We start from the raw sequence: 20,582 nt of genomic DNA on the forward strand, positions 1-20,582 counted from the left end.
GGTCAAACCGCCAACTCCGGCCGATCCTGAAACTGCTCGAGCGCTTCGGGATTGGCCAGGGCGTCGGTATTTTTTACCGGCTCCCCATGCACTATATTCCTCACGGCCAGCTCGACGATTTTGCCGCTGAGGGTGCGCGGTATATCCGTGACCTCGACGATTTTCGCCGGCACATGCCTTGGGGTGGTGTTGGCGCGAATCATCTGGCAGATCCGCTGTTGCAGCGTTTCATCCAGTGCCACACCGTCCTTGAGGCGCACAAACAACACCACCCGAACGTCATCCTGCCATTGCTGACCGATAGCCACACAGTCCAGCACCTCGCTGATTTTTTCCACCTGTCGATAGATCTCCGCCGTGCCGATGCGCACGCCACCGGGATTGAGCACCGCGTCGGAGCGGCCGTGAATCATCATCGCGCCGTCGGACAATTGCTCGGCGTAATCGCCTTGCGCCCAGATACCGGGAAACAGACTGAAATAGGATTTGCGCAGTTTTTCTCCATCAGCATCATTCCACAGGCCGATCGGCATCGCCGGGAAATGCCGGGTACACACCAGCTCGCCTTTTTCGCCGATCACCGGCTGACCGGCGTCGTTCCATACTTCAACCGCCATTCCCAGGCTTTTGCCCATGATCGCGCCGCGCCTTACCGGCGACAGCGGGTTGCCATTGACGAAGCAGGAAACGATGTCGGTACCGCCGGACATCGAGGCCAGGCAGACGTCGGCCTTGACGTCGCGATAGACGAAGTCATAGCTCTGTGGCGACAACGCCGAGCCGGTGCAGAGCAGGGTTTTCAGGCTGCTCAGGTCATGGCTTTGTCGCGGTTTGACGCCGCTGCTTTCCAGCGTCGCGAGGTATTTCGGACTGGTGCCGAATACGCTGATGCGCTCATCTTCGAGCAGTTCAAGCAAACGTTCCGGCCCTGGGTGAAACGGCGAACCGTCATACAGCACCACGGCGCTGCCGACCGCGAGGGCCGAGACCAGCCAGTTCCACATCATCCAGCCGCAGGTGGTGTAGTAGAACAAGCGGTCACCGGCACTGAGATCGACGTGCAAACCGTGTTCCTTGACGTGCTGCAACAACACGCCGCCGGTACTGTGGACGATGCATTTGGGCACGCCCGTGGTGCCGCTGGAGTACAGCACGTAAAGCGGATGCGCGAACGGCACCGGGACGAAGTGGGGGATTGCGCCGGGCTGATAAAAATCGTCCCACAACGTGACGTTGGCCGACGTGCGATAGTCGTCGCTGCGGGCCTGCGGCCGCGCATAAGGCACGACGATCAATTGTTGCAGCGACGGCAGTCGCGCGAGGATTTCATTGAGCTTGCTCGTCTGGTCGATGTCCTTGCCGGCGTAGCGAACCCCTGCGCAGGTGATCAGCACCTTGGGCTCGATCTGGCCGAAGCGATCAATTACCCCTTGGGTACCGAAGTCCGGCGACGAACACGACCAGATCGCGCCGAGGCTGGTGGTCGCCAGCATTGCCACCAGCGTCTGCCAAGTGTTGGGCATGCACGCCGCCACCCGGTCGCCGAGACCGACGCCGGCCGCTTGCAGACTGGCCTGGAAACCGCCGACCTGGCGGGCCAGTTCATCCCACGTCAACTGTTCGCGTTGACCGTTTTCCGCGATCGCGACCACGGCGACGGCATCGTCGCGACGACGCAGCAAATGCTCGGCAAAATTCAGTGTTGCGCCGGGAAACCATTCGGCGCTGGGCATCTGGGCGCCTTCGCGCAGCACGGCGTCGGCTTGCGTATGAAAGCGGATAGAAAAGAAATCGACGATCGCCTGCCAGAACGCTTCGCGCTGCTCGATGCTCCACTGGTGTAGGGCAGGGTAGTCGGCAAGGTGCAACGAATGACGCTGATTGATCTCGCGCCGGAAGGCATCCATGCGCGAGCGGGCGATACGGTTGGCGTCGGGTTGCCAGAGGATGTCGGACATGGGTTGCCTCTTTTTATCAGATTACGCATTGCTCTTTGTGGAAGTGAGCCTGTTCCGGGCGGCGTTCCGACGATAGCGCACTGACCGTCACTGATGCGTTGACTGGTAAATCGCTATCGTCGGAACGCCGCCCGGAACAGGCTCACTCCTACAGGGGGGGCGCGGTTACTGCGCGAGCCACCCACCGTCAATATTCCACGCCGCCCCGCGCACCTGGCTGCCAGCCTCGCTGCACAGGAACAACACCAGCTCGCCCAGATGATCAGGCGTGACGAACTCCAGCGACGGCTGCTTCTCGGCCAGCAGATCATGCTGCGCCTGCTGCGGATCGACCCCTTTGGCCGCGCGATCATCGATCTGTTTTTGCACCAGCGGCGTCAGCACCCAGCCCGGGCAAATGGCATTGCAGGTGACATTGCTGGTCGCCGTTTCCAGGCCAACCACTTTGGTCAGGCCGATTACTCCGTGTTTGGCGGCCACGTAGGCGGCTTTGCCGGTCGAACCGACCTGACCGTGCACGGAGGCGATGTTGATGACCCGGCCCCAGCCTTTCGCACGCATCCCCGGCAGGCTCAGCCGGGTGCTGTGAAACACCGAAGACAGGTTGATCGCGATGATCGAATCCCAGCGCTCGACCGGGAACTCTTCCACCGGCGCGACATGTTGAATGCCGGCGTTGTTGACCAGAATATCGACGCCGCCAAATTCGCGTTCAGCGTAGGCAACCATGTCGGCGATCTGCGCCGGATCACTCACATCGGCCGGATGATGACCGACCTTGCCGCCGTACTGGCCGACCTCGGCGATCACCTTCGACGCATCGCCAAAACCATTGAGGATCAGGTTGGCGCCAGCCTTGGCCAGGCTCAGGGCGATGCCCAGGCCGATGCCGCTGGTGGATCCGGTAACCAATGCGGTCTTGCCCGAAAGAAGGGTCATGAATACCTCACACAATGCCAGTGGCGTAGAAGGTGCCGATCACAACGAAAACCGCGAGGGTCTTGATCAGCGTAATACAGAAAATGTCTTTATAGGCTTCGCGGTGTGTCAGGCCGGTCACCGCCAGCAGGGTAATCACCGCGCCGTTGTGCGGCAGGGTGTCCATGCCGCCACTGGCCATCGCGGCCACGCGGTGCAACACTTCCAGCGGAATATTGGCTGCGTGGGCCGCGCTGATGAACTGCTCGGACATCGCTGCCAGCGCAATGCTCATGCCGCCCGACGCCGAGCCGGTGATGCCGGCCAGCAGCGTCACAGTAATCGCCTCGTTGACCAGCGGATCGGGAATTTGCTTGAGCCAGTCGGCCAACACCAGAAAGCCTGGAAGCGAGGCGATCACCGCGCCGAAACCGTATTCGGACGCGGTGTTCATCGCCGCCAGCAATGCGCCGCTGACCGCACTTTTGCTGCCCTCGGCGAGTTTGGCGCGAATCGCCTTGAAGCCGAACGCGAGCACCATGAGGATGCCGACCAGCAATGCGGCCTGCACGGCCCAGATGGCGGTGAGCTTGGCGATTTCCGTGGTCACCGGTGCGCTCATGCCCGGCAGCGCGAGGCTGTGGGTCTTGCCGTACCACTGCGGAATCCACTGGGTGAACAGCAGATTCATGATGCCCACCGCCAGCAACGGCGAGAGGGCGACCCACGGATTTGGCAGTTGCAGGTCTTCAGCGGTTTCCGGTTCGTTGCGCAGCTCGGTGCCGTAACCTTCGCCCGCACGTTGCGCCTTGTTGCGCTGACGTTGAAGAAACAGCATGCCGGCGCAGAACACGAAAATCGTGCCGATCACGCCCAGCCACGGTGCCGCCCAGGCGGTGGTGTTGAAGAACGTGCTGGGGATGATGTTCTGGATCTGCGGCGTACCGGGCAAGGCGTCCATGGTGAAGGAAAATGCGCCGAGGGCGATGGTCGCCGGGATCAGGCGCTTGGGGATATTGCTCTGGCGGAACATCTCGGCGGCAAACGGGTACACCGCAAACACCACCACAAACAGCGAGACGCCACCGTAGGTGAGCACGGCGCAGACCAGCACAATCACCAGCATCGCTTGGCTGGTGCCGAGCACGCGAATGGCGGCGGCGACGATCGAGCGCGAGAAGCCAGACAGTTCGATCAGCTTGCCGAACACCGCACCGAGCAGGAACACCGGAAAGTACAGCTTGATGAAGCCGACCATTTTTTCCATGAACACCCCGGTGAAGGCGGGCGCCACGGCGGACGGGTCGGTGAGCAGGACCGCGCCGAGGGCGGCAATCGGGGCGAAGAGGATAACGCTGTAGCCACGGTAGGCGGCCAGCATCAGCAGCGCCAGGGCTGCCAAGGCAATGATCACACTCATGGTGTGTCTCTCCAGAATTGTTATTTTTGTGGGTGGAACGGGTGTGGAGAGGGCTTAGCGAGAACTGTGCCATATCGCTAAGTTATTGAATATAAAGGCGTTGTTTGTTTTGTGAAGCTGGATTTTTGCTTTTTGTCTCTTCCTTGAGACTTGTGCTGTCTGGAACGGCGCCTTCGCGAGCAAGCCCGCTCCCACATTTGGAGTGCATTTCCCCTGGGGAGCGGGCTTGCTCGCGAAGCTTTTGCTCTTGTCTTCATAAGGAGATGTAATATCTCGATATGGAGACTAAGCCAGCCCCAGCGCCACCATTTTTTTGTACAGCGTCGAGCGTCCAAGTCCCAGCCGAACCGCAGCCTCCGGGACTTTCCCCGCGCATTGCGCCACGGTCGACTCAATCAGTTGCCGCTCGAATCGTGCCCGCGCCTGAGCAAATGTTTCCCCGGTCAGCGCTGGCACCGGCGGCGCAGCGCTACGCTCGACCGGCGTTAAAGTGCCAATGGCCGCGCGCAGATCACTTTCCGTCAGGATCAGGTCATCACTGAGCAGTGCCGCCCGTTCCAGCACATTACGCAATTCGCGGATGTTCCCCGGCCAGGCATGCTCCCCGAGCAACGCCAGCGCATCACGGTGCAATTCATGCTGTCTGCGCAGTTCTTCAAGGATCGCTTCGCTGAGCGCCGGCAAATCATCAAGGCGCTCGCGCAGCGGCGGTACGTGAATTGGCAGGACATTGAGGCGATAGTACAAATCGGCGCGAAATTCGCCGCGCTTGATCGCCGCCTGTAGGTCCGTCGAAGTAGCCGCGATCACCCGAACGTCGCTCTGGATCACCTCATTGGAACCGACCGGTTCGAACTCTTTCTCCTGCAATACGCGTAGCAATTTGCTTTGCAGCGGTAGCGGCATGTCGCCGATCTCGTCGAGAAACAACGTCCCGCCCTGAGCGATCTGCAGTTTGCCGGTGCGGCCCTTGCGGTCGGCGCCAGTGAAAGCACCGGGTGCCGTGCCGAAAAATTCGGCTTCCAGCAACGCCTCGGGAATGGCCGCACTGTTGATGCTGACGAAGGCTTTGTGGGCGCGGGGCGAAGCGCTGTGGATCGCCTGCGCGAGCAGTTCCTTGCCGGTTCCGGTTTCCCCCAGCAACAGCACCGGCGAGTCGGCACTGGCACTGCGCCGCGCCCGGCGTTTGACTTCGAGGCTGGCCGCGCTGGTGCCGATGAAATGGGCGAAGTTGTATTTGGTCTGGCGAGCGCGCAGCAGGGAGCGGGTCGAGGCGAGTTCTTCCTGCATGCTCAGGTAGCGCTTGAGCATTGGCGACAGGGTGCGCAGCTCGTCGAACAGCGCGAAACCGATCGCGCCTATCACCGTGCCGGCGTCGTCGTGAATCGGCAAGCGCATCACTACCAACGGTTCCTTCGGCGTGTCCTGCATGTCCAGCAAAATCGGGCGCCCGGTGCGCACCACTTCACGCAACAGACTGCCAGGAATCACGCTTTCACAGGCTTTGCCGATCGCGCCTGCCGCCGAATCGAGGCCGAACCGCCGGGCGTAGCGCTCGTTCATCCAGACGATATTGGCGTCGCGGTCGACAATCACCGTGCCTTCGCTCGACTGCTCGATGATTTCGAACAGTGAGCGGATCGCCAGGGTGCGCACCCGTTGATAGTCCTTGAGGCTTTCGGTGGTGTTCATGAAGGCTGATCCTGATTGTGTGTTGCCAGCGCCGGCCTTTCGCGAGCAGGCTCGCTGCCCCAATTACCCTGTGGGAGCGAGCCTGCTCGCAAAGGCCGCGACGCGGTTTCAAGCCGAGCGCCGATTATGCCTACCCCGGATGCGCCGCCGCCAACAGCTCTTTGGTATACGGGTGCTGCGGGTTGTCGAACACGTCATGACTGGCGCCGCGCTCGACCACCTGGCCGTCCTTGATCACGATCATGTCGTGCGCCAGCGCGCGCACCACTGCCAGATCATGACTGATGAACAAATAGGTCAGGCCATGTTTTTCCTGAAGCTGGCAGAGCAGGGCGACCACCTGTTTCTGCACGGTGCGATCGAGCGCCGAGGTAGGTTCGTCGAGCAGGATCAGCGCCGGTTTGAGCACCAGTGCCCGTGCAATGGCGATACGCTGACGTTGCCCGCCCGAGAACTCATGGGGATAGCGATGGCGACTTTGTGGATCAAGTCCGACCTCCTCAAGCACGCGGATCACTTGCGCGTCGCATTCATCGGCGCTCGATGCGCAGTGCACTTCCAGGCCTTCGCTGATGATTTGCGCCACCGACATGCGCGGGCTGAGGCTGCCGAACGGATCCTGAAACACCACTTGCATCTGCCGGCGCCACGGGCGCAGTTGTTTCTGATTGAGGCCGTCGAGCGCTTCACCCTGAAAGCGAATGCTGCCCTCGGAGTCGAGCAGGCGCAGGATCGCCTGACCCAGCGTGGACTTGCCGGAGCCGGACTCGCCGACAATGCCCAAGGTCTTGCCGCGCTGGATGCTCAGGCTGATGCCGTCCACGGCGCGCAGGTATTGCTTGCGCTGAAACAGCCCGCCTCCGACGACAAACTCGACCTTGAGGTCGTCGACTTCCAGCACGTTTTCGCGTTCGTCCCGAGGCAATGCCTCGCCCTCGGGTTCGGCGTTGAGCAGCACGCAGCTGTAGGGGTGTTTGGGTTCAGTGAACAGGGTTTCGCACGGCGCCTGCTCGACAATCTCGCCGGCTTTCATCACGCAGACCCGCTGGGCGATGCTGCGTACCAGATTAAGGTCGTGACTGATCAGCAGCAGCGACATGCCCAACCGTTTCTGTAGCGATTTGAGCAGCAGCAGGATTTTGCGCTGCACGGTGACATCCAGTGCCGTGGTCGGTTCGTCGGCAATCAGCAGCTCCGGTTCGCAAGCCAGGGCCATCGCGATCATCACCCGTTGGCGTTGGCCGCCGGAGAGTTGATGCGGGTAAGCCTTGAGCCGCTCGGCAGGTTTCTGAATGCCGACCAGCCCGAGCAGTTCCAGGATGCGTTGCTGCGCTTGCTTGCCACCGAGGCCACGATGAAGCAGCAGGGTTTCGCCGATCTGCTTTTCAATGGTGTGCAGTGGATTGAGCGAGGTCATCGGCTCCTGAAAAATCATCGCGATGCGATTGCCGCGCAGTTCCCGCAACACTTTGGAGTCGGCCCCAAGCAGCTCCTGATCGCGATAGCGAATGCTGCCAGTGGAGTGCGCCTCGGCTTCGGGAAGCAGTTGCAGGATTGAGTGCGCGGTCACCGATTTGCCCGAGCCCGACTCGCCAACCAGGGCCAGGCATTCGCCGGGACGAATATCCAGGCACAGGTCACGCACCACTGGCTGGCCATGGAAGGCGACGGTGAGATGACGAATTTCAATCAGGTTATCGGTCATGGCCACGCTTCAGGATCGAGGGTCGAAAGCGTCACGTAACGCTTCGCCGATGAAAACCAACAGGGAAAGAATCAGTGCCAGGGTGAAAAACGCAGTCAGCCCGAGCCATGGCGCTTGCAGATTCTGTTTGCCTTGGGCGATGAGTTCACCCAGCGAGGCGCTGCCGGCGGGCATGCCGAAGCCGAGGAAGTCCAGTGCAGTCAGGGTCGAGATCGCCCCGGTCAGAATGAACGGCAGATAGCTCAGCGTCGCGTTCATGGCATTGGGCAGGATGTGCCGAAAAATGACCTTGCGGTCCGTCAGGCCTAATGCGCGCGCCGCTTTGACATATTCCAGGTTGCGCCCGCGCAGGAATTCGGCGCGCACCACATCCACCAGGGCCAACCATGAAAACAGCGCCATGATCCCGAGCAGCCACCAGAAATTGGGTTCGACAAAACCCGAGAGGATGATCAGCAGATACAGCACCGGCAGTCCCGACCAGACCTCAAGCACACGCTGGCCGAGCAGGTCGACCCAACCGCCGTAATAGCCTTGCAGCGCCCCGGCGCCGATACCGATCAGCGCGCTGACCAACGTCAGCAACAAGGCAAACAGGATCGAAACCCGCGCGCCGAAGATCACCCGTGCCAACACGTCGCGCGCCTGGTCGTCGGTCCCCAGCCAGTTGACCGATGTCGGAGGACTCGGCGCCGGTTTGTTCAAGTCGTAATTGGGGGTGTCGTCACTGAACGGAATCGGTGGAAACAGCAGCCAGCCACCGTCCTTGCGGATCAGGTTCTGCACATAGTCGCTGCGGTAATCGGCCTGGAACGGCAGTTGCCCGCCGAACGCCTGCTCGGTGTGGCGTTTGAACACCGGGAAATACCACTGGCCCTGATAGCTGACCATCAGCGGCTTGTCGTTGGCGATCAACTCACCGCCCAGCGTCATGACAAACAGTCCGATAAACAGCCACAGCGACCACCATCCGCGGCGGTTTTTCTTGAAACGCTCAAAGCGTCGACGGCCCAGCGGGGAAAGCTTGAACATCAGGCGTTCCTCGCAGCGAAGTCGATACGCGGGTCCACCAGTGTGTAGCAGAGGTCGCCGATCAGTTTTATCAAAAGGCCGAACAAGGTGAAGATGAACAGTGAGCCGAACACCACGGGATAATCGCGCGACACCGCCGCTTCGTAGCTCATGCGTCCGAGACCGTCGAGGGAGAAAATCACTTCGATCAGCAATGAGCCGGCAAAGAACACGCTGATAAAAGCCTGGGGCAGGCCTGATATCACCAGCAGCATTGCATTGCGAAACACATGCCCGTACAGAACGCGACGCTCGCTCAGGCCTTTGGCTCTTGCGGTCACCACATACTGGCGAGTGATTTCATTCAGAAACGAGTTCTTCGTCAGGATCGTCAGCGTGGCAAATCCGCCGATCACCAACGCCGTCACTGGCAACACCAGATGCCAGAAGTAGTCGGCGATCTTGCCCAGCGTCGACAGTGACTCGAAGTTGTCCGAGACCAGGCCGCGCACCGGAAACCAGTTCAGCGAGGTGCCACCGGCGAACACCACAATCAGGAACATCGCAAACAGGAAAGCCGGCATCGCATAACCGATGATGATCGCCGTGCTGCTCCAGATATCGAAATGACTGCCATGGTGCACGGCCTTGCGGATGCCCAGCGGAATCGACACCAGATAGGTGATCAGGGTCGCCCAAAGGCCGAGGGAAATCGTCACCGGCATCTTTTCCAGGATCAGATCGGTCACCGTGGCACCACGAAAGAAGCTTTTGCCGAAGTCCAGTTGCGCATAGTTTTTCAGCATCAGCCACAGGCGTTCGTGGGCCGGTTTATCGAAGCCGTACTGTTTTTCAATGTCCTTGATCAGTTGCGGGTCCAGGCCTCGACTGGCGCGGGACGTGCCGCTGAGGGTTTCGCTCGCGCCACCGCCGACACTGGTCCCGGCCCCGCCGATGCCTTGCAGGTGGGCGATGGCCTGCTCGACCGGGCCGCCGGGCGCGGCTTGAATAATCACAAAATTGACCAGCAGGATGATCACCAGTGTCGGGATGATCAGCAGCAGACGCCGCAGAATGTAAGCCCACATCAGCGCGGCCCTCCGGGTCTGCCGCGAGCGATTTTCTCGGCGGTCATCTGCTGGTTAGTCAGCGCTGTGGTGCTGATTTCCCACCAGCTCTCGATGGCTTCGTCATTGCTGGCCTGAACCGACGGGATGCCGAAGCGGTTCCACCAGACCGTCGAGGAACCGGGCGGGTAGTAGTTGGGAATCCAGTAGTAATTCCACTGCAGGACCCGGTCCAGCGCATGGGCATAGTGAAGCATGCCGGATTGGGTCGATGCGCGTATCAGGCCGTTGATCAGGGTATCGACGGCGGGGTTTTTCAGCACCATGTAGTTGTTGGCCCCCGGATCGTTCGCCGACACCGAGCCGAAGTAGTTGAGCAACTCGCCGCCCGGTGACGTCGACACGGGATAGCCCGTGACGATCATGTCGTAATCGCGGCTCATCAGTCGGTTGACGTATTGCGAGGAGTCGATCCGGCGGATGTTGAGGTCAATTCCGATCTGTTTCAGCGTGCGCTTGTAGGGTAGCAACAGGCGGTCCATGCCGTTCTGGCTGACCAGAAAAGTGAAGCTCAGCGGCTCGCCGTCGGCATTGACCAGTTGATCGCCGTCGGGCTTCCAGCCGGCCTGCTCAAGCAGCTCGAGGGCTTGCAGTTGTTTGTCACGGATGATGCCGCTGCCATCGGTCTTCGCGGCTTCGAAGACCTTGCTGAAGACTTCGTCAGGCACCTGGCCGCGCAGCGGTTCGAGGATTTTCAGTTCCGCTGCGTCGGGCAGTTCCCGGGCGGCGAGGGCGGTGTTGGAAAAATAGCTCTGCTGGCGAATGTACAGATTGCGCATCATCTGCCGGTTGCTCCATTCGAAATCCCACAGCATTGCCAGCGCCTGACGCACGCGGCGATCCTGGAACATCGGTTTTTGCAGATTGAACACAAAACCCTGCGCCGACTGTGGTGCCTCGGTGGCCAGATGCGCCTTTTGCAAGCGACCGTCACTCAAGGCCGGGCTGTCATAGCCGATCGAGTAACCGGTGGCGGAGAATTCGCGGTTGTAGTCGTACGCGCCACCACGCAAAACCTGGCGGGCGACGTCGGTATCGCCGAAGTACTCGATGCTGAAGTGGTCGAAGTTGTACAAACCGCGACTGACCGGCAGGTCTTTGCCCCACCAGTCGGGGTTGCGCTCGAAGGTGATACTGCGCCCGGAATCGACTTTGCCCACCCGATATGGCCCGCTGCCCAACGGGGGTTCATAACCTCCGCCGCCGGCGAAGTCGCGGTGCTTCCACCAATGCTCCGGGAGTACCGGCAGGGTTGCTATATCGAGCGGCAGGGTGCGGTTTTCGTTGCTTTTGAAGTCGAAGCGCACAATCAGCGGCGCCTCGATTTCGACGCCATTGACGTCGGCAAACTGGGTGCGATAACGCAAGCTGCCCTGGGTAATCAGCAGGTCATAGGTATAGCGCACGTCCTCGGCGGTGATCGGCTTGCCGTCGGCAAAACGCGCCTTGGGGTTGATGAAGAAGCGCAGCGACAGGCCATCGTCTGAACGCTCCATCTTCTGCGCCACCAGACCGTAGACGGTGTACGGCTCGTCCAGCGAGCGCTGGGCGAGTGGCGAATACAGCAGACCGTCGATCTGGGTAACGCCGATGCCTTTGTCTATATAGGGCAGCAGATGGTCGAAGTGGCCGATCTCCAGTGCCGAGCGGCGCATCGTGCCGCCTTTCGGCGCTTGCGGATTGGTGTAGTCGAAGTGGCTGAACCCGGCAGGATATTTGGCGGGCTCGCCGTATACGGTCAACGCGTGTTGTGGGGCAGCGTTCACGCTGGCGACACTCGAAAAGAGTGCGAGGGCGGTGAGCATCAATGTCGGGAAAACCAGTCGCATCGTCAGCCTTGGAACCGGGAAATCGATAAGCGCAAGTTGTACGCGAGAGGCGCGCCAGTCGCCAGTCGCATGTGTAACTGAAACACAACGGCCCACCAAGGGGCGGGCCGTTGCGCGCAATCAGTTCAACATCAGTCCTGACGGCTGGTCACTTCCAGCAGGTGATAACCGAACTGGGTTTTCACCGGGCCTTGTACGACATTGATCGGTGCGCTGAACACCACGGTGTCGAACTCCTTGACCATCTGGCCAGGACCGAACGAACCCAGGTCGCCGCCCTGACGGCTGGACGGGCAGCTGGAGTTGGTTTTGGCGACTTCGGCGAAGTCGGCACCGCCTTCAATCTGGGCCTTGAGTTCGTTGCACTTGTCTTCGCTGGAAACCAGGATGTGGCGGGCAGTGGCTTTAGCCATGGGAAAACTCTCCAATCATTTATCAGTAAAGTGCGGAGCCTACCGCAATCAGGGGACGAATTCTTGGCAAAGTTCCGTCCGCGTCTCGTTCACAGGCCGGCAGTCCGCAAGCGCTCGGCATGCTCGACGTACAGCTCGATCGGGTCGGGCGAGGAGCCCGTGGCGGTGTCGGGACGACGCAGGCTGGCCAAGTGATCCAGTGAATAGTCGGAACGAATCACCTGTCCCAGATGAGAGCTGAAGCGACCGACGAAGCCGTCATTCTGTTGCGGCTCGGTGGTGAAGTAGTGCGCCAGTACCTGGCACATGCCTTGAACCGGATCCAGTGTCGGCATCTGCTGGCTGGGTAGCACGCCGCTCCAGGAGTAATAGTGCACACCGTTGACCTTGGCCGGGCCATGTCCTCCCCACGTGTCGGGCAATCCTTGCGGGTATTTGTCATTAAATGCGCCGACACCTTCCGTGGTCAGCGCATTGAGTGCCGCCACCGCGCTCTGCGGCAACGCCGTGGTCCCACTGAGCAGCGACAGGAAGTCGGCGAACTGTGTCGCCACATTCTGGGCCACCGCTTCCGGCAATTTGCCGGGAATCAGCGCCTTGCGCAGAAAATCCGCCAGCTCCGAGCCGTGGTTCGGGCCGCTCACCGACGTCACTGATGCGACGCTGTCTGGGGTAACCGCCGCAGCGTAGCGAGCCGCCAACGCGCCCTGACTGTGCCCAATGAGATTGACTTTTTCTGCGCCTGTGCCTCGCAGCACACAGGCGATCTGAGTCAGCAGCTGTTCGCCTCGCGTTTCGTTGTTGTGGGTGGCGGACAGGTGCGGAACAAACACTCGGTTGCCGACTGCTTTCAAGGCGTCCTTGACGTCATGAAACAGCTCGAAATGGCCTATCCGTTCGAACCCGAACAGACCGTGTACCAGCAGGATGGGGTAACGAGTCGGAGCATTCCGTTGCATGTTCTTACCTTTTTCGAAGTGGTTCATCGGGGAAATCTGCTGGCCACTCTAAAACACCCTTTGGATTGAAGAAGTACGAAGAGGCTTCATGTTTATGTTGAAACTGGACTAGGGCACGTAAGACGTTTCGGATCTCCATGAAATCCAAGTCGGAATATCTGGACGTCTTAAACCTCAATGAGACCCATTTTGGCTTGCTTGCCTACTCGGCTCGTAGCCTTTGCGCTGGACTCGCGACGTATCGCGCTGACATTAAAAACCACGTGCAAAGCGTTCAATGCATAGTGTCGATATCGCCCATGAGGGCGCTACGTTATCCAGGGAATGGAGCCGAGAATGACTCATCACGAAGTTGGCTTTTGCTATTACACATGCCACTCGAACAATGTCCGCCCAGCGCCGGAGGCGTTGCCGGCACCGGTGATTGCCGGACTGCAAGGCGATGTGCTCGATCCCGCCTTGGCCAGGGTCGTGGTCCGTGTCGCCGCCTATGCCGGCATGGCTTGTGGAGATCAGGTGCGTCTTTATTGGGAGGGCCTGGACATCGAAGGCTTTGCCTACCAGCACGAGAGGGTCCGGTTTGTCAGCGAAGCCTTGGTGGGCCAGGACCTCGTGTTCGTTATCAAGGGCATGCACGTGGCCGCGCTCGATGGCGGGTCGCTGCAGGTTTTCTGGACACTGCTGAGCGCCGACCTGCCAGCACCGCTTGAATCCGGGCGCCTGCAATTGTCTGTCGGCGACGTCCGGACGCGGCTGTTGGCACCGCATATTGAAAACATGGTGGGCGGAACGCTGGATCCCTCACGCGTCGAGGAGGGTGTGCTGGTCACATTGCAACCTTATGCGCGAATGTCCGCGGGCGACCGGGTACTGATGGCGTGGCGTGGCACCCAGTCATCAGAAGCGTTCACCGATGCGCTGTCCGTGGAGGCATTTGCTGTCGGCGACATGTTGTCGTTCTGGATTCCGGCTCGGTACATCGAGGCGCACCGTGGCGATCACGTCAGCGTGGATTATCGTGTCGAATCAGCGTGCGGCGCGGTTCGATTGTCAGACCCTGCCAGTGTCTTCATCGGTCCGCTTTTGCGCGGCGAGCTGGAGGCTCCGGAGGTGCTTGAAGCCGTCGACGATGTGCTCTCGGTAGCGGATTCGACGGATGGCATTACTGTCGAAATCGCCAATGCGCAAGCGCAGGAAGATGAGCTGGTTTATCTCAAGTGCGACGGCGATCTCTTCAATCATCGCGATGATCGGGAAATTACCCGGGATTCGGCCGGTCAGCCGCTGATATTCATCGTGCCCCACCGGTTCTGGCGCGAGCACCAGGGGACCACCGTGCGGATTGCCTACACAGTCGAGCGTCTGGATGATGTCAGTCAGCGCTCGGCGGTGAGACACCTGAGGGTAGAGGCGTAGCCTGGGCGCAACGCCCGCCGGTTTCATTTGAAAGCGGCGGGCGATAGGACTGCTGCGTCAGCGGTGCGAAGCGAGGCGCCGGGCGGCATCAAGCAACAAGCGCTCGGTTGCCTCGAAGCCAAGGCAGCCATCGGTAATCGAAACCCCGTAGCGCAGCGATGCGCTCAGTGGCTGGCAACCTTCGAACAGATGAGATTCGAGCATCATGCCGATAAGCGAATGATCGCCGCGCAGCCGCTGTTCAAGCACATCGTTGAATACCGCCGGTTGACGTAACGGGTCCTTGCCGCTGTTGGCATGGCTGCAATCGACCATCATTCGGCTGGGGATCTTCACGCGTTTCAGCTCGGCGTTGATGCTGGCGACGCTCGTTTCATCGTAGTTGGGGCCGTGATGGCCTCCGCGCAAGACCAGATGCGTGTCGGGGTTGCCGGGGGTTTGAATAATCGCCGGGTGGCCCTGGCTGTCGACGCCGAAGTGCCGATGCGCATGGGCGGCAGAACGCATTGCATCGACGGCTACCGCTGCGCCGCCATCGGTACCGTTTTTGAAACCCACCGGCAGGTTCAGGCCGCTGGCCATTTCTCGGTGTATCTGCGATTCGGTCGTGCGCGCGCCAATCGCAACCCAGCTCAGCAGGTCGTCGAAGTAGTGGGCGGCCATTGGTTGCAACAGTTCCGTGGCGATCGGCAAGCCGAGACGGATCATTTCCAGCATCAGTTCGCGCGACAGGTTCAAGCCAGCGGCCATGTCGTCACTGCCGTCCAGATGCGGATCGTAGGCCAGGCCCTTCCAGCCGACGGTCGTGCGTGGCTTTTCAATGTAGGCACGCATCACCAACAGCATTTCGCTGCTGACGTCATTGGCGAGGCCGGCGAGCTGGCTGGCGTATTCAAGCGCGGACTGAGGATCGTGGATGGAGCAGGGGCCTACGACAACCAACAGGCGCTGATCTTCGCCGTTGAGGATCGCGCGAACGGCCTGGCGATGAGCAGTGACTTGCTGGCTCAAGGCGGTGCTCAACGGCAATTGCTGCTTGAGTTGCAACGAGCTGGGCAGCCGCACGGTCAGTGCTTCGTTGGCGCAATTGAGGGAGGACAGCGGCAAAGCGGAAACGGACGAGTTCATATTCGGTCTTCCTGGGCCAGTGGCGGGGGCTTCCCGCGCACTCGACCCTACTGGGGTGTTCGACAATTGGCCGTACTGGCCACGACTGCGTGTTTGCCACCTGTGGGTGACCGATCGGAGGCGGCAGGCTGTCCCGAGCGGAGGCTGGTAAATCGCCAGGCGCTAAAGCTGTCGTAACGGTAATAAGTGGCGTAGTTCATGGTTTGATCCTCAAGGTGTCTGGTGTGCTGCTGAAAAACGGGTTCTGAAAAAAACAAAACCCCCGGTCGGGAGGCCGACCGGGGGTTGAGAAAATCTCTGGTTGGCGACCCGTTGTCTTGGGCGCCGTGTGGGTATCAGGCGCGCCAGTGGCTAAACCAATACCCAAAATAAAAGCTCACGGGAGCGCAGGCGTCATTCACCCGGACAGCCGCAACCGAGCGCGGTGCGCTGGCGATCGATAGCTGTGAAGGGGCGTTGAACATGGTCTGTCTCCAATGAATGCGCCGAGCTTACTAGAGGCCTGTACGCATCAGCAATCAGAAAATGCTATCGCCCGCCGAGTAAAACGCCTATCACTCGAGCGCGCAAAGGTTGTGACACACTCCGCGTTTATCCAGGCAGGAGGGGTGAATGAGCTTCCAGATACGTCGCGCCACTGAAGATGACCTTGGTTTTGCGCGCGACCTGACGTGCGCGAACATGCTGCGCTATTACATTGACTACGATTTGTTGTGGCAGGACGCGGCGTTCGATGCCGGGTGGAGCGGTCGCGAAAACTGGCTGATCCTCTTGGCGGGTATGCCGATCGGTTTTTTCAGCCTCAGCCAGGATGCGCGGGCGCTGTACATTCGCGAGTTGCAGATTGCCGAGGATTATCAAGGGCGCGGTGCCGGTTCCTGGGCGATTGATCAGGTTATCGACATGGCACGTCAGGCAAGACGCCCGGCCGTGCGTCTCACCGTGTTCGAGACTAATCCGGCGCAACGGTTGTATTGGCGCAAGGGACTGCGGGTGCAGGGCAGGGACGAGTGTTTTCTGAGGATGCAGCTGGATTTAAGTACACCTGTGCGCTGAAACCCGCGCCGGGCAAGCTCCGGATGATGAATTGAAACTTTTTAAATGCAGCTTGATGCTAGGTCTGTCAGGCACTTTTTGCTAAGGTGTCCGGCAACCCAATAAGACCATATCGCGAGGTGTCTGCTTGATTAGGGTGCTAGTGGTCGATGACCATGATCTCGTTCGTACAGGCATTACACGAATGCTGGCCGATATCGATGGCCTGCAGGTGGTGGGTCAGGCTGAATCAGGTGAAGAGTCCCTGATCAAGGCGCGAGAATTAAAGCCTGACGTGGTGCTGATGGACGTCAAGATGCCCGGCATCGGCGGACTGGAAGCCACGCGTAAGCTATTGCGCAGCCATCCGGATATCAAAGTGGTTGCCGTGACGGTGTGCGAAGAAGACCCGTTTCCCACGCGATTGCTCCAGGCCGGGGCCGCTGGCTATCTGACCAAAGGGGCAGGTTTGCCGGAAATGGTGCAGGCTATTCGCCTGGTCTTCGCCGGCCAGCGCTACATCAGCCCGCAGATCGCCCAGCAGTTGGCGATCAAATCCTTTCAGCCGACCAATGATTCACCGTTCGACGCCTTGTCCGAGCGTGAGATTCAGATCGCGCTGATGATCGTCGGTTGCCAAAAGGTGCAGATCATCTCCGACAAGTTGTGTCTGTCGCCAAAAACCGTGAACACCTACCGTTATCGTATTTTCGAGAAGCTCTCGATCAGCAGCGACGTCGAGTTGACACTCCTCGCGGTTCGTCACGGCATGGTGGATGCCAGCGCCTGACCATGACTGAAGCATTCGATTCCGGCGCTTTTCTATCGACCGTCAGCGGACGCCCTGGCGTTTACCGCATGTTCGACAGCGAGGCGCGCCTGCTGTACGTGGGCAAGGCGAAAAACCTCAAGAAGCGGCTGGCCAGTTATTTCCGCAAGACCGGGCTGGCGCCGAAAACTGCCGCGCTGGTCGGCCGTATCGCCCAGGTCGAAACGACCATCACCGCCAACGAGACTGAAGCGCTGCTGCTTGAGCAGACGCTGATCAAGGAATGGCGACCGCCGTACAACATTCTGTTGCGCGACGATAAGTCCTACCCCTACGTGTTTCTGTCCGACGGCCAGTTTCCGCGGCTGAGCATTCATCGCGGGGCCAAAAAAGCCAAGGGCAAGTACTTCGGGCCTTATCCCAGCGCCGGCGCCATTCGCGAAAGTCTCAGCCTCTTGCAAAAAACCTTTTTCGTGCGCCAATGCGAAGACAGTTATTACAAAAACCGTACTCGCCCGTGCCTGCAGTTTCAGATCAAGCGCTGCAAGGCGCCTTGTGTGGGGCTGGTCGAACCTGAAGTTTATGCCGAAGACGTGCGCCACTCGGTGATGTTCCTTGAAGGACGCAGCCATGCGCTGACCAATGAGCTGTCTACCGCGATGGAGGAGGCTGCGGTCAATCTCGAATTTGAGCGGGCAGCCGAACTGCGCGACCAGATCGCGTTGCTGCGGCGCGTACAGGATCAACAAAGCATGGAGGGCGGCACGGGCGAGATCGATGTCATCGCAGCGTTCGTCAACCCGGGCGGCGCCTGTGTGCATTTGATCAGCGTGCGCGGTGGCCGGGTGCTGGGCAGCAAGAACTTCTTCCCGCAGGTCGGGATTGAAGAAGACGTCTCTGAAGTGATGGCAGCCTTCCTCGGCCAGTACTACATCAGCAGTCCCGAGCGCGATCTGCCGAGCGAATTGATTGTCAATGTGGTGCACGAAGATTTCCCGACGCTGATCGAAGCGATCCACGAGTTGCGGGGGCGCGAGCTGGCCATCAGTCACCGGGTGCGTGGCACGCGGGCGCGCTGGCAGCAATTGGCCGTGACCAACGCTGAACAGGCGCTGGGCGCGCGCCTGGCGAACCGACAGCACACCGCCGCACGTTTCGAAGCGCTGGCCGAGGTACTCAATCTGGACGAGCCGCCGCAACGCCTGGAATGCTATGACATCAGTCACTCCAGCGGCGAGGCCACCGTCGCGTCCTGCGTGGTGTTCGGGCCTGAAGGCGCGATCAAGTCGGATTACCGCCGCTATAACATCGAAGGTGTAACGGCGGGTGACGATTATGCGGCCATGCACCAGGCGCTGACTCGGCGCTTCAGCAAGCTAAAGGACGGCGAGGGCAAGTTGCCCGACATCCTGCTGGTCGATGGTGGCAAGGGCCAGTTGTCAATGGCCCGTGACGTGCTCAACGAACTGGCCGTGCCGGATCTGATCCTGTTGGGCGTGGCCAAGGGCGCAACGCGCAAGGCCGGCTTCGAAACGTTGTATCTGAATGATGCAGCGCACGAGTTCACCCTGCGCGGCGACTCACCGGCCCTGCACCTGATCCAGCAGATCCGTGACGAGGCCCACCGCTTCGCTATTACCGGGCACCGCGCCCGCCGCGGCAAGACCCGCCGCACGTCAACGCTGGAAGGGGTGGCGGGGGTCGGTCCAACCCGCCGCCGTGACCTGTTGAAACATTTTGGTGGATTGCAGGAGCTGTCTCGTGCAAGCATCGAAGAGATCGCCAAAGCCCCGGGGATCAGTAAAAAGCTCGCAGAGTCGATTTATGCGAACCTGCATAGCGAGTAGAATGCCCCTTCACCTCGTAGCCAGTTGTGCCGATGAATATCCCTAATCTGATTACCGTTCTACGCGTCCTGCTTATCCCGATCTTCATTTTGCTGTTTTACCTGCCGTACCAATGGAGTTACATGGCCTCCGCTTCGGTGTTTGCCTTCGCGGCGGCAACCGACTGGCTGGACGGTTATCTGGCCCGTCGTCTTGAGCAAAGCACACCGTTTGGTGCGTTTCTCGATCCGGTCGCCGACAAATTGATGGTCGCCGTTGCACTGGTGTTGCTGGTGCAGGAGCACGGCAATCTGTGGCTCACATTGCCAGCGGCAGTCATCATCGGTCGCGAGATTGTGGTGTCGGCACTGCGTGAATGGATGGCCGAACTCGGCGCCCGTGCACATGTAGCCGTCTCGAACCTGGGCAAGTGGAAAACTGCCGCGCAGATGCTCGCGCTGGTGATCCTGCTGGCCAATCCGAAGGATTTCAGCTTCTGGGTTATTCTGGGTTACGCACTGTTGATGGTGTCCGCCGGCCTGACCTTGTGGTCGATGGTGCAATACCTTCGCGCGGCCTGGCCGCATCTGAAGACTGATGTTGAAAAGAAATAAAACTTTTTCGAATCAAGGGGTTGACGGGGCTTCTTAATTCTATAGAATGCGCCACACCAAGCGGGAATAGCTCAGTTGGTAGAGCACGACCTTGCCAAGGTCGGGGTCGCGAGTTCGAGTCTCGTTTCCCGCTCCAATTTGTACGTGTCTGTTGTTGCGCTACTGACAGCAGATGCTTTGAGGCCGAGTAGCAAAATGGTTATGCAGTGGATTGCAAATCCACCTACGCCGGTTCGATTCCGACCTCGGCCTCCACTTTAAACAAGCTCCGTAGATCCATGATTTACGGAGCTTTTTTATTTGCGGTGCGTTGCAAGACCTTGTCTTGAAATACAGCCATTGCGAACTTGCTTCACCGGGGAGTGATGTATATATTTCCCGCACTGCTGTCCGGCAGGATCCTGTCAGGATCGCTACCGACCGTGAAGCAAAGCAGTACCGCGCTACCGCCCGAATGGCGAAACTGGTAGACGCATGGGACTTAAAATCCCCCGCTCGTAAGGGCGTGCCGGTTCGATTCCGGCTTCGGGCACCATCTTTGAAACAAGGGTTTGCAGGCGAAAGCCGATGCAAACCCTTTTTTCGTTTCTGGGCTGAGTGTTCATCGCTTTACGGCCACCAATCACCTGTCCAGTGTTCTGGATCCAATTAGCTCACTTTATCGTCTGTCGACAAGCGGTAGGCTTAGTCTATTGCTTTAGGTGATGGCGCAATGACATATTGCAGCTCCTTTCCCCACTTTACGATGTACCAGACATGCGC

At 59.8% G+C, this 20,582-nt stretch carries 16 protein-coding genes and 3 tRNA genes; 8 read left to right on the top strand and 11 right to left on the bottom strand.

The window, feature by feature from the left end:
• Positions 1-2: 2 nt before the first annotated feature.
• From HU739_RS03185 to HU739_RS03230, 10 genes are all read right to left on the bottom strand, one after another.
• Positions 3-1,958 carry an acetoacetate--CoA ligase gene (locus HU739_RS03185; RefSeq protein WP_186546408.1) on the bottom strand — a complete coding sequence of 652 codons (1,956 nt, stop codon included), beginning with the start codon at positions 1,956-1,958 and terminating at the stop codon, positions 3-5.
• A 165-nt stretch (positions 1,959-2,123) separates the two neighbouring features.
• Positions 2,124-2,897, bottom strand: coding sequence for a 3-hydroxybutyrate dehydrogenase (gene hbdH, locus HU739_RS03190; RefSeq protein WP_186546407.1), 774 nt, complete (start codon positions 2,895-2,897; stop codon positions 2,124-2,126).
• Between the two features lie 7 nt (positions 2,898-2,904).
• Positions 2,905-4,296, bottom strand: a complete 1,392-nt coding sequence (locus HU739_RS03195) for a GntP family permease (protein WP_186546406.1) — start codon at positions 4,294-4,296, stop codon at positions 2,905-2,907.
• Positions 4,297-4,581: 285 nt separating this feature from the next.
• Positions 4,582-5,988: a sigma-54 interaction domain-containing protein gene (locus HU739_RS03200; protein WP_186546405.1), complete on the bottom strand. Its 1,407-nt coding sequence runs from the start codon at positions 5,986-5,988 to the stop codon at positions 4,582-4,584.
• A 130-nt stretch (positions 5,989-6,118) separates the two neighbouring features.
• Entirely contained in the window at positions 6,119-7,693 is a 1,575-nt protein-coding gene (locus tag HU739_RS03205) for an ABC transporter ATP-binding protein (protein ID WP_186546404.1), read from the bottom strand.
• A gap of 9 nt (positions 7,694-7,702) precedes the next feature.
• Complete coding sequence (locus HU739_RS03210) at positions 7,703-8,725, bottom strand: ABC transporter permease (protein WP_186546403.1); 1,023 nt, start codon at positions 8,723-8,725, stop codon at positions 7,703-7,705.
• Complete coding sequence (locus HU739_RS03215) at positions 8,725-9,792, bottom strand: microcin C ABC transporter permease YejB (protein WP_186546402.1); 1,068 nt, start codon at positions 9,790-9,792, stop codon at positions 8,725-8,727. Before HU739_RS03215 ends, HU739_RS03210 begins: the two co-directional genes overlap by 1 nt.
• Positions 9,792-11,660, bottom strand: a complete 1,869-nt coding sequence (locus HU739_RS03220; protein WP_186546401.1) for an extracellular solute-binding protein — start codon at positions 11,658-11,660, stop codon at positions 9,792-9,794. Before HU739_RS03220 ends, HU739_RS03215 begins: the two co-directional genes overlap by 1 nt.
• 131 nt (positions 11,661-11,791) lie before the next feature.
• Positions 11,792-12,073, bottom strand: a complete 282-nt coding sequence (locus tag HU739_RS03225; RefSeq protein ID WP_186546400.1) for a peptidylprolyl isomerase — start codon at positions 12,071-12,073, stop codon at positions 11,792-11,794.
• Between the two features lie 89 nt (positions 12,074-12,162).
• A complete protein-coding gene (locus HU739_RS03230; protein ID WP_186546399.1) occupies positions 12,163-13,032 on the bottom strand; it encodes an esterase/lipase family protein in 870 nt (289 codons plus the stop codon).
• Between the two features lie 336 nt (positions 13,033-13,368).
• Here HU739_RS03230 and HU739_RS03235 point away from each other — a divergent pair, with 336 nt between their 5' ends.
• Positions 13,369-14,448, top strand: coding sequence for a hypothetical protein (locus tag HU739_RS03235; protein ID WP_186546398.1), 1,080 nt, complete (start codon positions 13,369-13,371; stop codon positions 14,446-14,448).
• A gap of 57 nt (positions 14,449-14,505) precedes the next feature.
• On the opposite strand, the gene HU739_RS03240 is transcribed toward HU739_RS03235, so the two are convergent.
• Complete coding sequence (locus HU739_RS03240; protein WP_186546397.1) at positions 14,506-15,576, bottom strand: 3-deoxy-7-phosphoheptulonate synthase; 1,071 nt, start codon at positions 15,574-15,576, stop codon at positions 14,506-14,508.
• 612 nt (positions 15,577-16,188) lie between these two features.
• On the opposite strand from HU739_RS03240, the gene HU739_RS03245 reads away from it, so the two are divergent.
• The 7 genes from HU739_RS03245 (at position 16,189) to HU739_RS03275 (ending at position 20,355) form a co-directional block, all read left to right on the top strand.
• Positions 16,189-16,632 (top strand): GNAT family N-acetyltransferase, encoded by a 444-nt coding sequence (locus tag HU739_RS03245; protein ID WP_186546396.1) that lies wholly within the window; start codon positions 16,189-16,191, stop codon positions 16,630-16,632.
• A gap of 127 nt (positions 16,633-16,759) precedes the next feature.
• Entirely contained in the window at positions 16,760-17,401 is a 642-nt protein-coding gene (gacA, locus tag HU739_RS03250; protein WP_024012761.1) for a response regulator transcription factor GacA, read from the top strand.
• A 2-nt stretch (positions 17,402-17,403) separates the two neighbouring features.
• Positions 17,404-19,227 (top strand): excinuclease ABC subunit UvrC, encoded by a 1,824-nt coding sequence (uvrC, locus tag HU739_RS03255; RefSeq protein ID WP_186546395.1) that lies wholly within the window; start codon positions 17,404-17,406, stop codon positions 19,225-19,227.
• A gap of 32 nt (positions 19,228-19,259) precedes the next feature.
• A complete protein-coding gene (gene pgsA, locus HU739_RS03260; RefSeq protein ID WP_007950102.1) occupies positions 19,260-19,820 on the top strand; it encodes a CDP-diacylglycerol--glycerol-3-phosphate 3-phosphatidyltransferase in 561 nt (186 codons plus the stop codon).
• A 60-nt stretch (positions 19,821-19,880) separates the two neighbouring features.
• Positions 19,881-19,956, top strand: a tRNA-Gly gene (locus tag HU739_RS03265).
• 45 nt (positions 19,957-20,001) lie between these two features.
• Positions 20,002-20,075, top strand: a tRNA-Cys gene (locus HU739_RS03270).
• 193 nt (positions 20,076-20,268) lie between these two features.
• A tRNA-Leu gene (locus tag HU739_RS03275) sits at positions 20,269-20,355 on the top strand.
• The last annotated feature ends 227 nt before the right edge of the window (positions 20,356-20,582 follow it).

This window comes from Pseudomonas hamedanensis, from assembly GCF_014268595.2.
GTDB lineage: Bacteria > Pseudomonadota > Gammaproteobacteria > Pseudomonadales > Pseudomonadaceae > Aquipseudomonas > Aquipseudomonas hamedanensis.

Coding starts and splice junctions, on each gene's coding strand:
- HU739_RS03225 (WP_186546400.1), bottom strand. CDS start 12,073: ATGGCTAAAGCCACTGCCCGCCACATCCTGGTTTCCAGCGAAGACAAG.
- HU739_RS03205 (WP_186546404.1), bottom strand. CDS start 7,693: ATGACCGATAACCTGATTGAAATTCGTCATCTCACCGTCGCCTTCCAT.
- HU739_RS03235 (WP_186546398.1), top strand. CDS start 13,369: ATGACTCATCACGAAGTTGGCTTTTGCTATTACACATGCCACTCGAAC.
- HU739_RS03240 (WP_186546397.1), bottom strand. CDS start 15,576: ATGAACTCGTCCGTTTCCGCTTTGCCGCTGTCCTCCCTCAATTGCGCC.
- uvrC (WP_186546395.1), top strand. CDS start 17,404: ATGACTGAAGCATTCGATTCCGGCGCTTTTCTATCGACCGTCAGCGGA.
- HU739_RS03245 (WP_186546396.1), top strand. CDS start 16,189: ATGAGCTTCCAGATACGTCGCGCCACTGAAGATGACCTTGGTTTTGCG.
- HU739_RS03200 (WP_186546405.1), bottom strand. CDS start 5,988: ATGAACACCACCGAAAGCCTCAAGGACTATCAACGGGTGCGCACCCTG.
- pgsA (WP_007950102.1), top strand. CDS start 19,260: ATGAATATCCCTAATCTGATTACCGTTCTACGCGTCCTGCTTATCCCG.
- HU739_RS03230 (WP_186546399.1), bottom strand. CDS start 13,032: ATGCAACGGAATGCTCCGACTCGTTACCCCATCCTGCTGGTACACGGT.
- HU739_RS03210 (WP_186546403.1), bottom strand. CDS start 8,725: ATGTTCAAGCTTTCCCCGCTGGGCCGTCGACGCTTTGAGCGTTTCAAG.
- HU739_RS03220 (WP_186546401.1), bottom strand. CDS start 11,660: ATGCGACTGGTTTTCCCGACATTGATGCTCACCGCCCTCGCACTCTTT.
- HU739_RS03215 (WP_186546402.1), bottom strand. CDS start 9,792: ATGTGGGCTTACATTCTGCGGCGTCTGCTGCTGATCATCCCGACACTG.
- HU739_RS03185 (WP_186546408.1), bottom strand. CDS start 1,958: ATGTCCGACATCCTCTGGCAACCCGACGCCAACCGTATCGCCCGCTCG.
- hbdH (WP_186546407.1), bottom strand. CDS start 2,897: ATGACCCTTCTTTCGGGCAAGACCGCATTGGTTACCGGATCCACCAGC.
- HU739_RS03195 (WP_186546406.1), bottom strand. CDS start 4,296: ATGAGTGTGATCATTGCCTTGGCAGCCCTGGCGCTGCTGATGCTGGCC.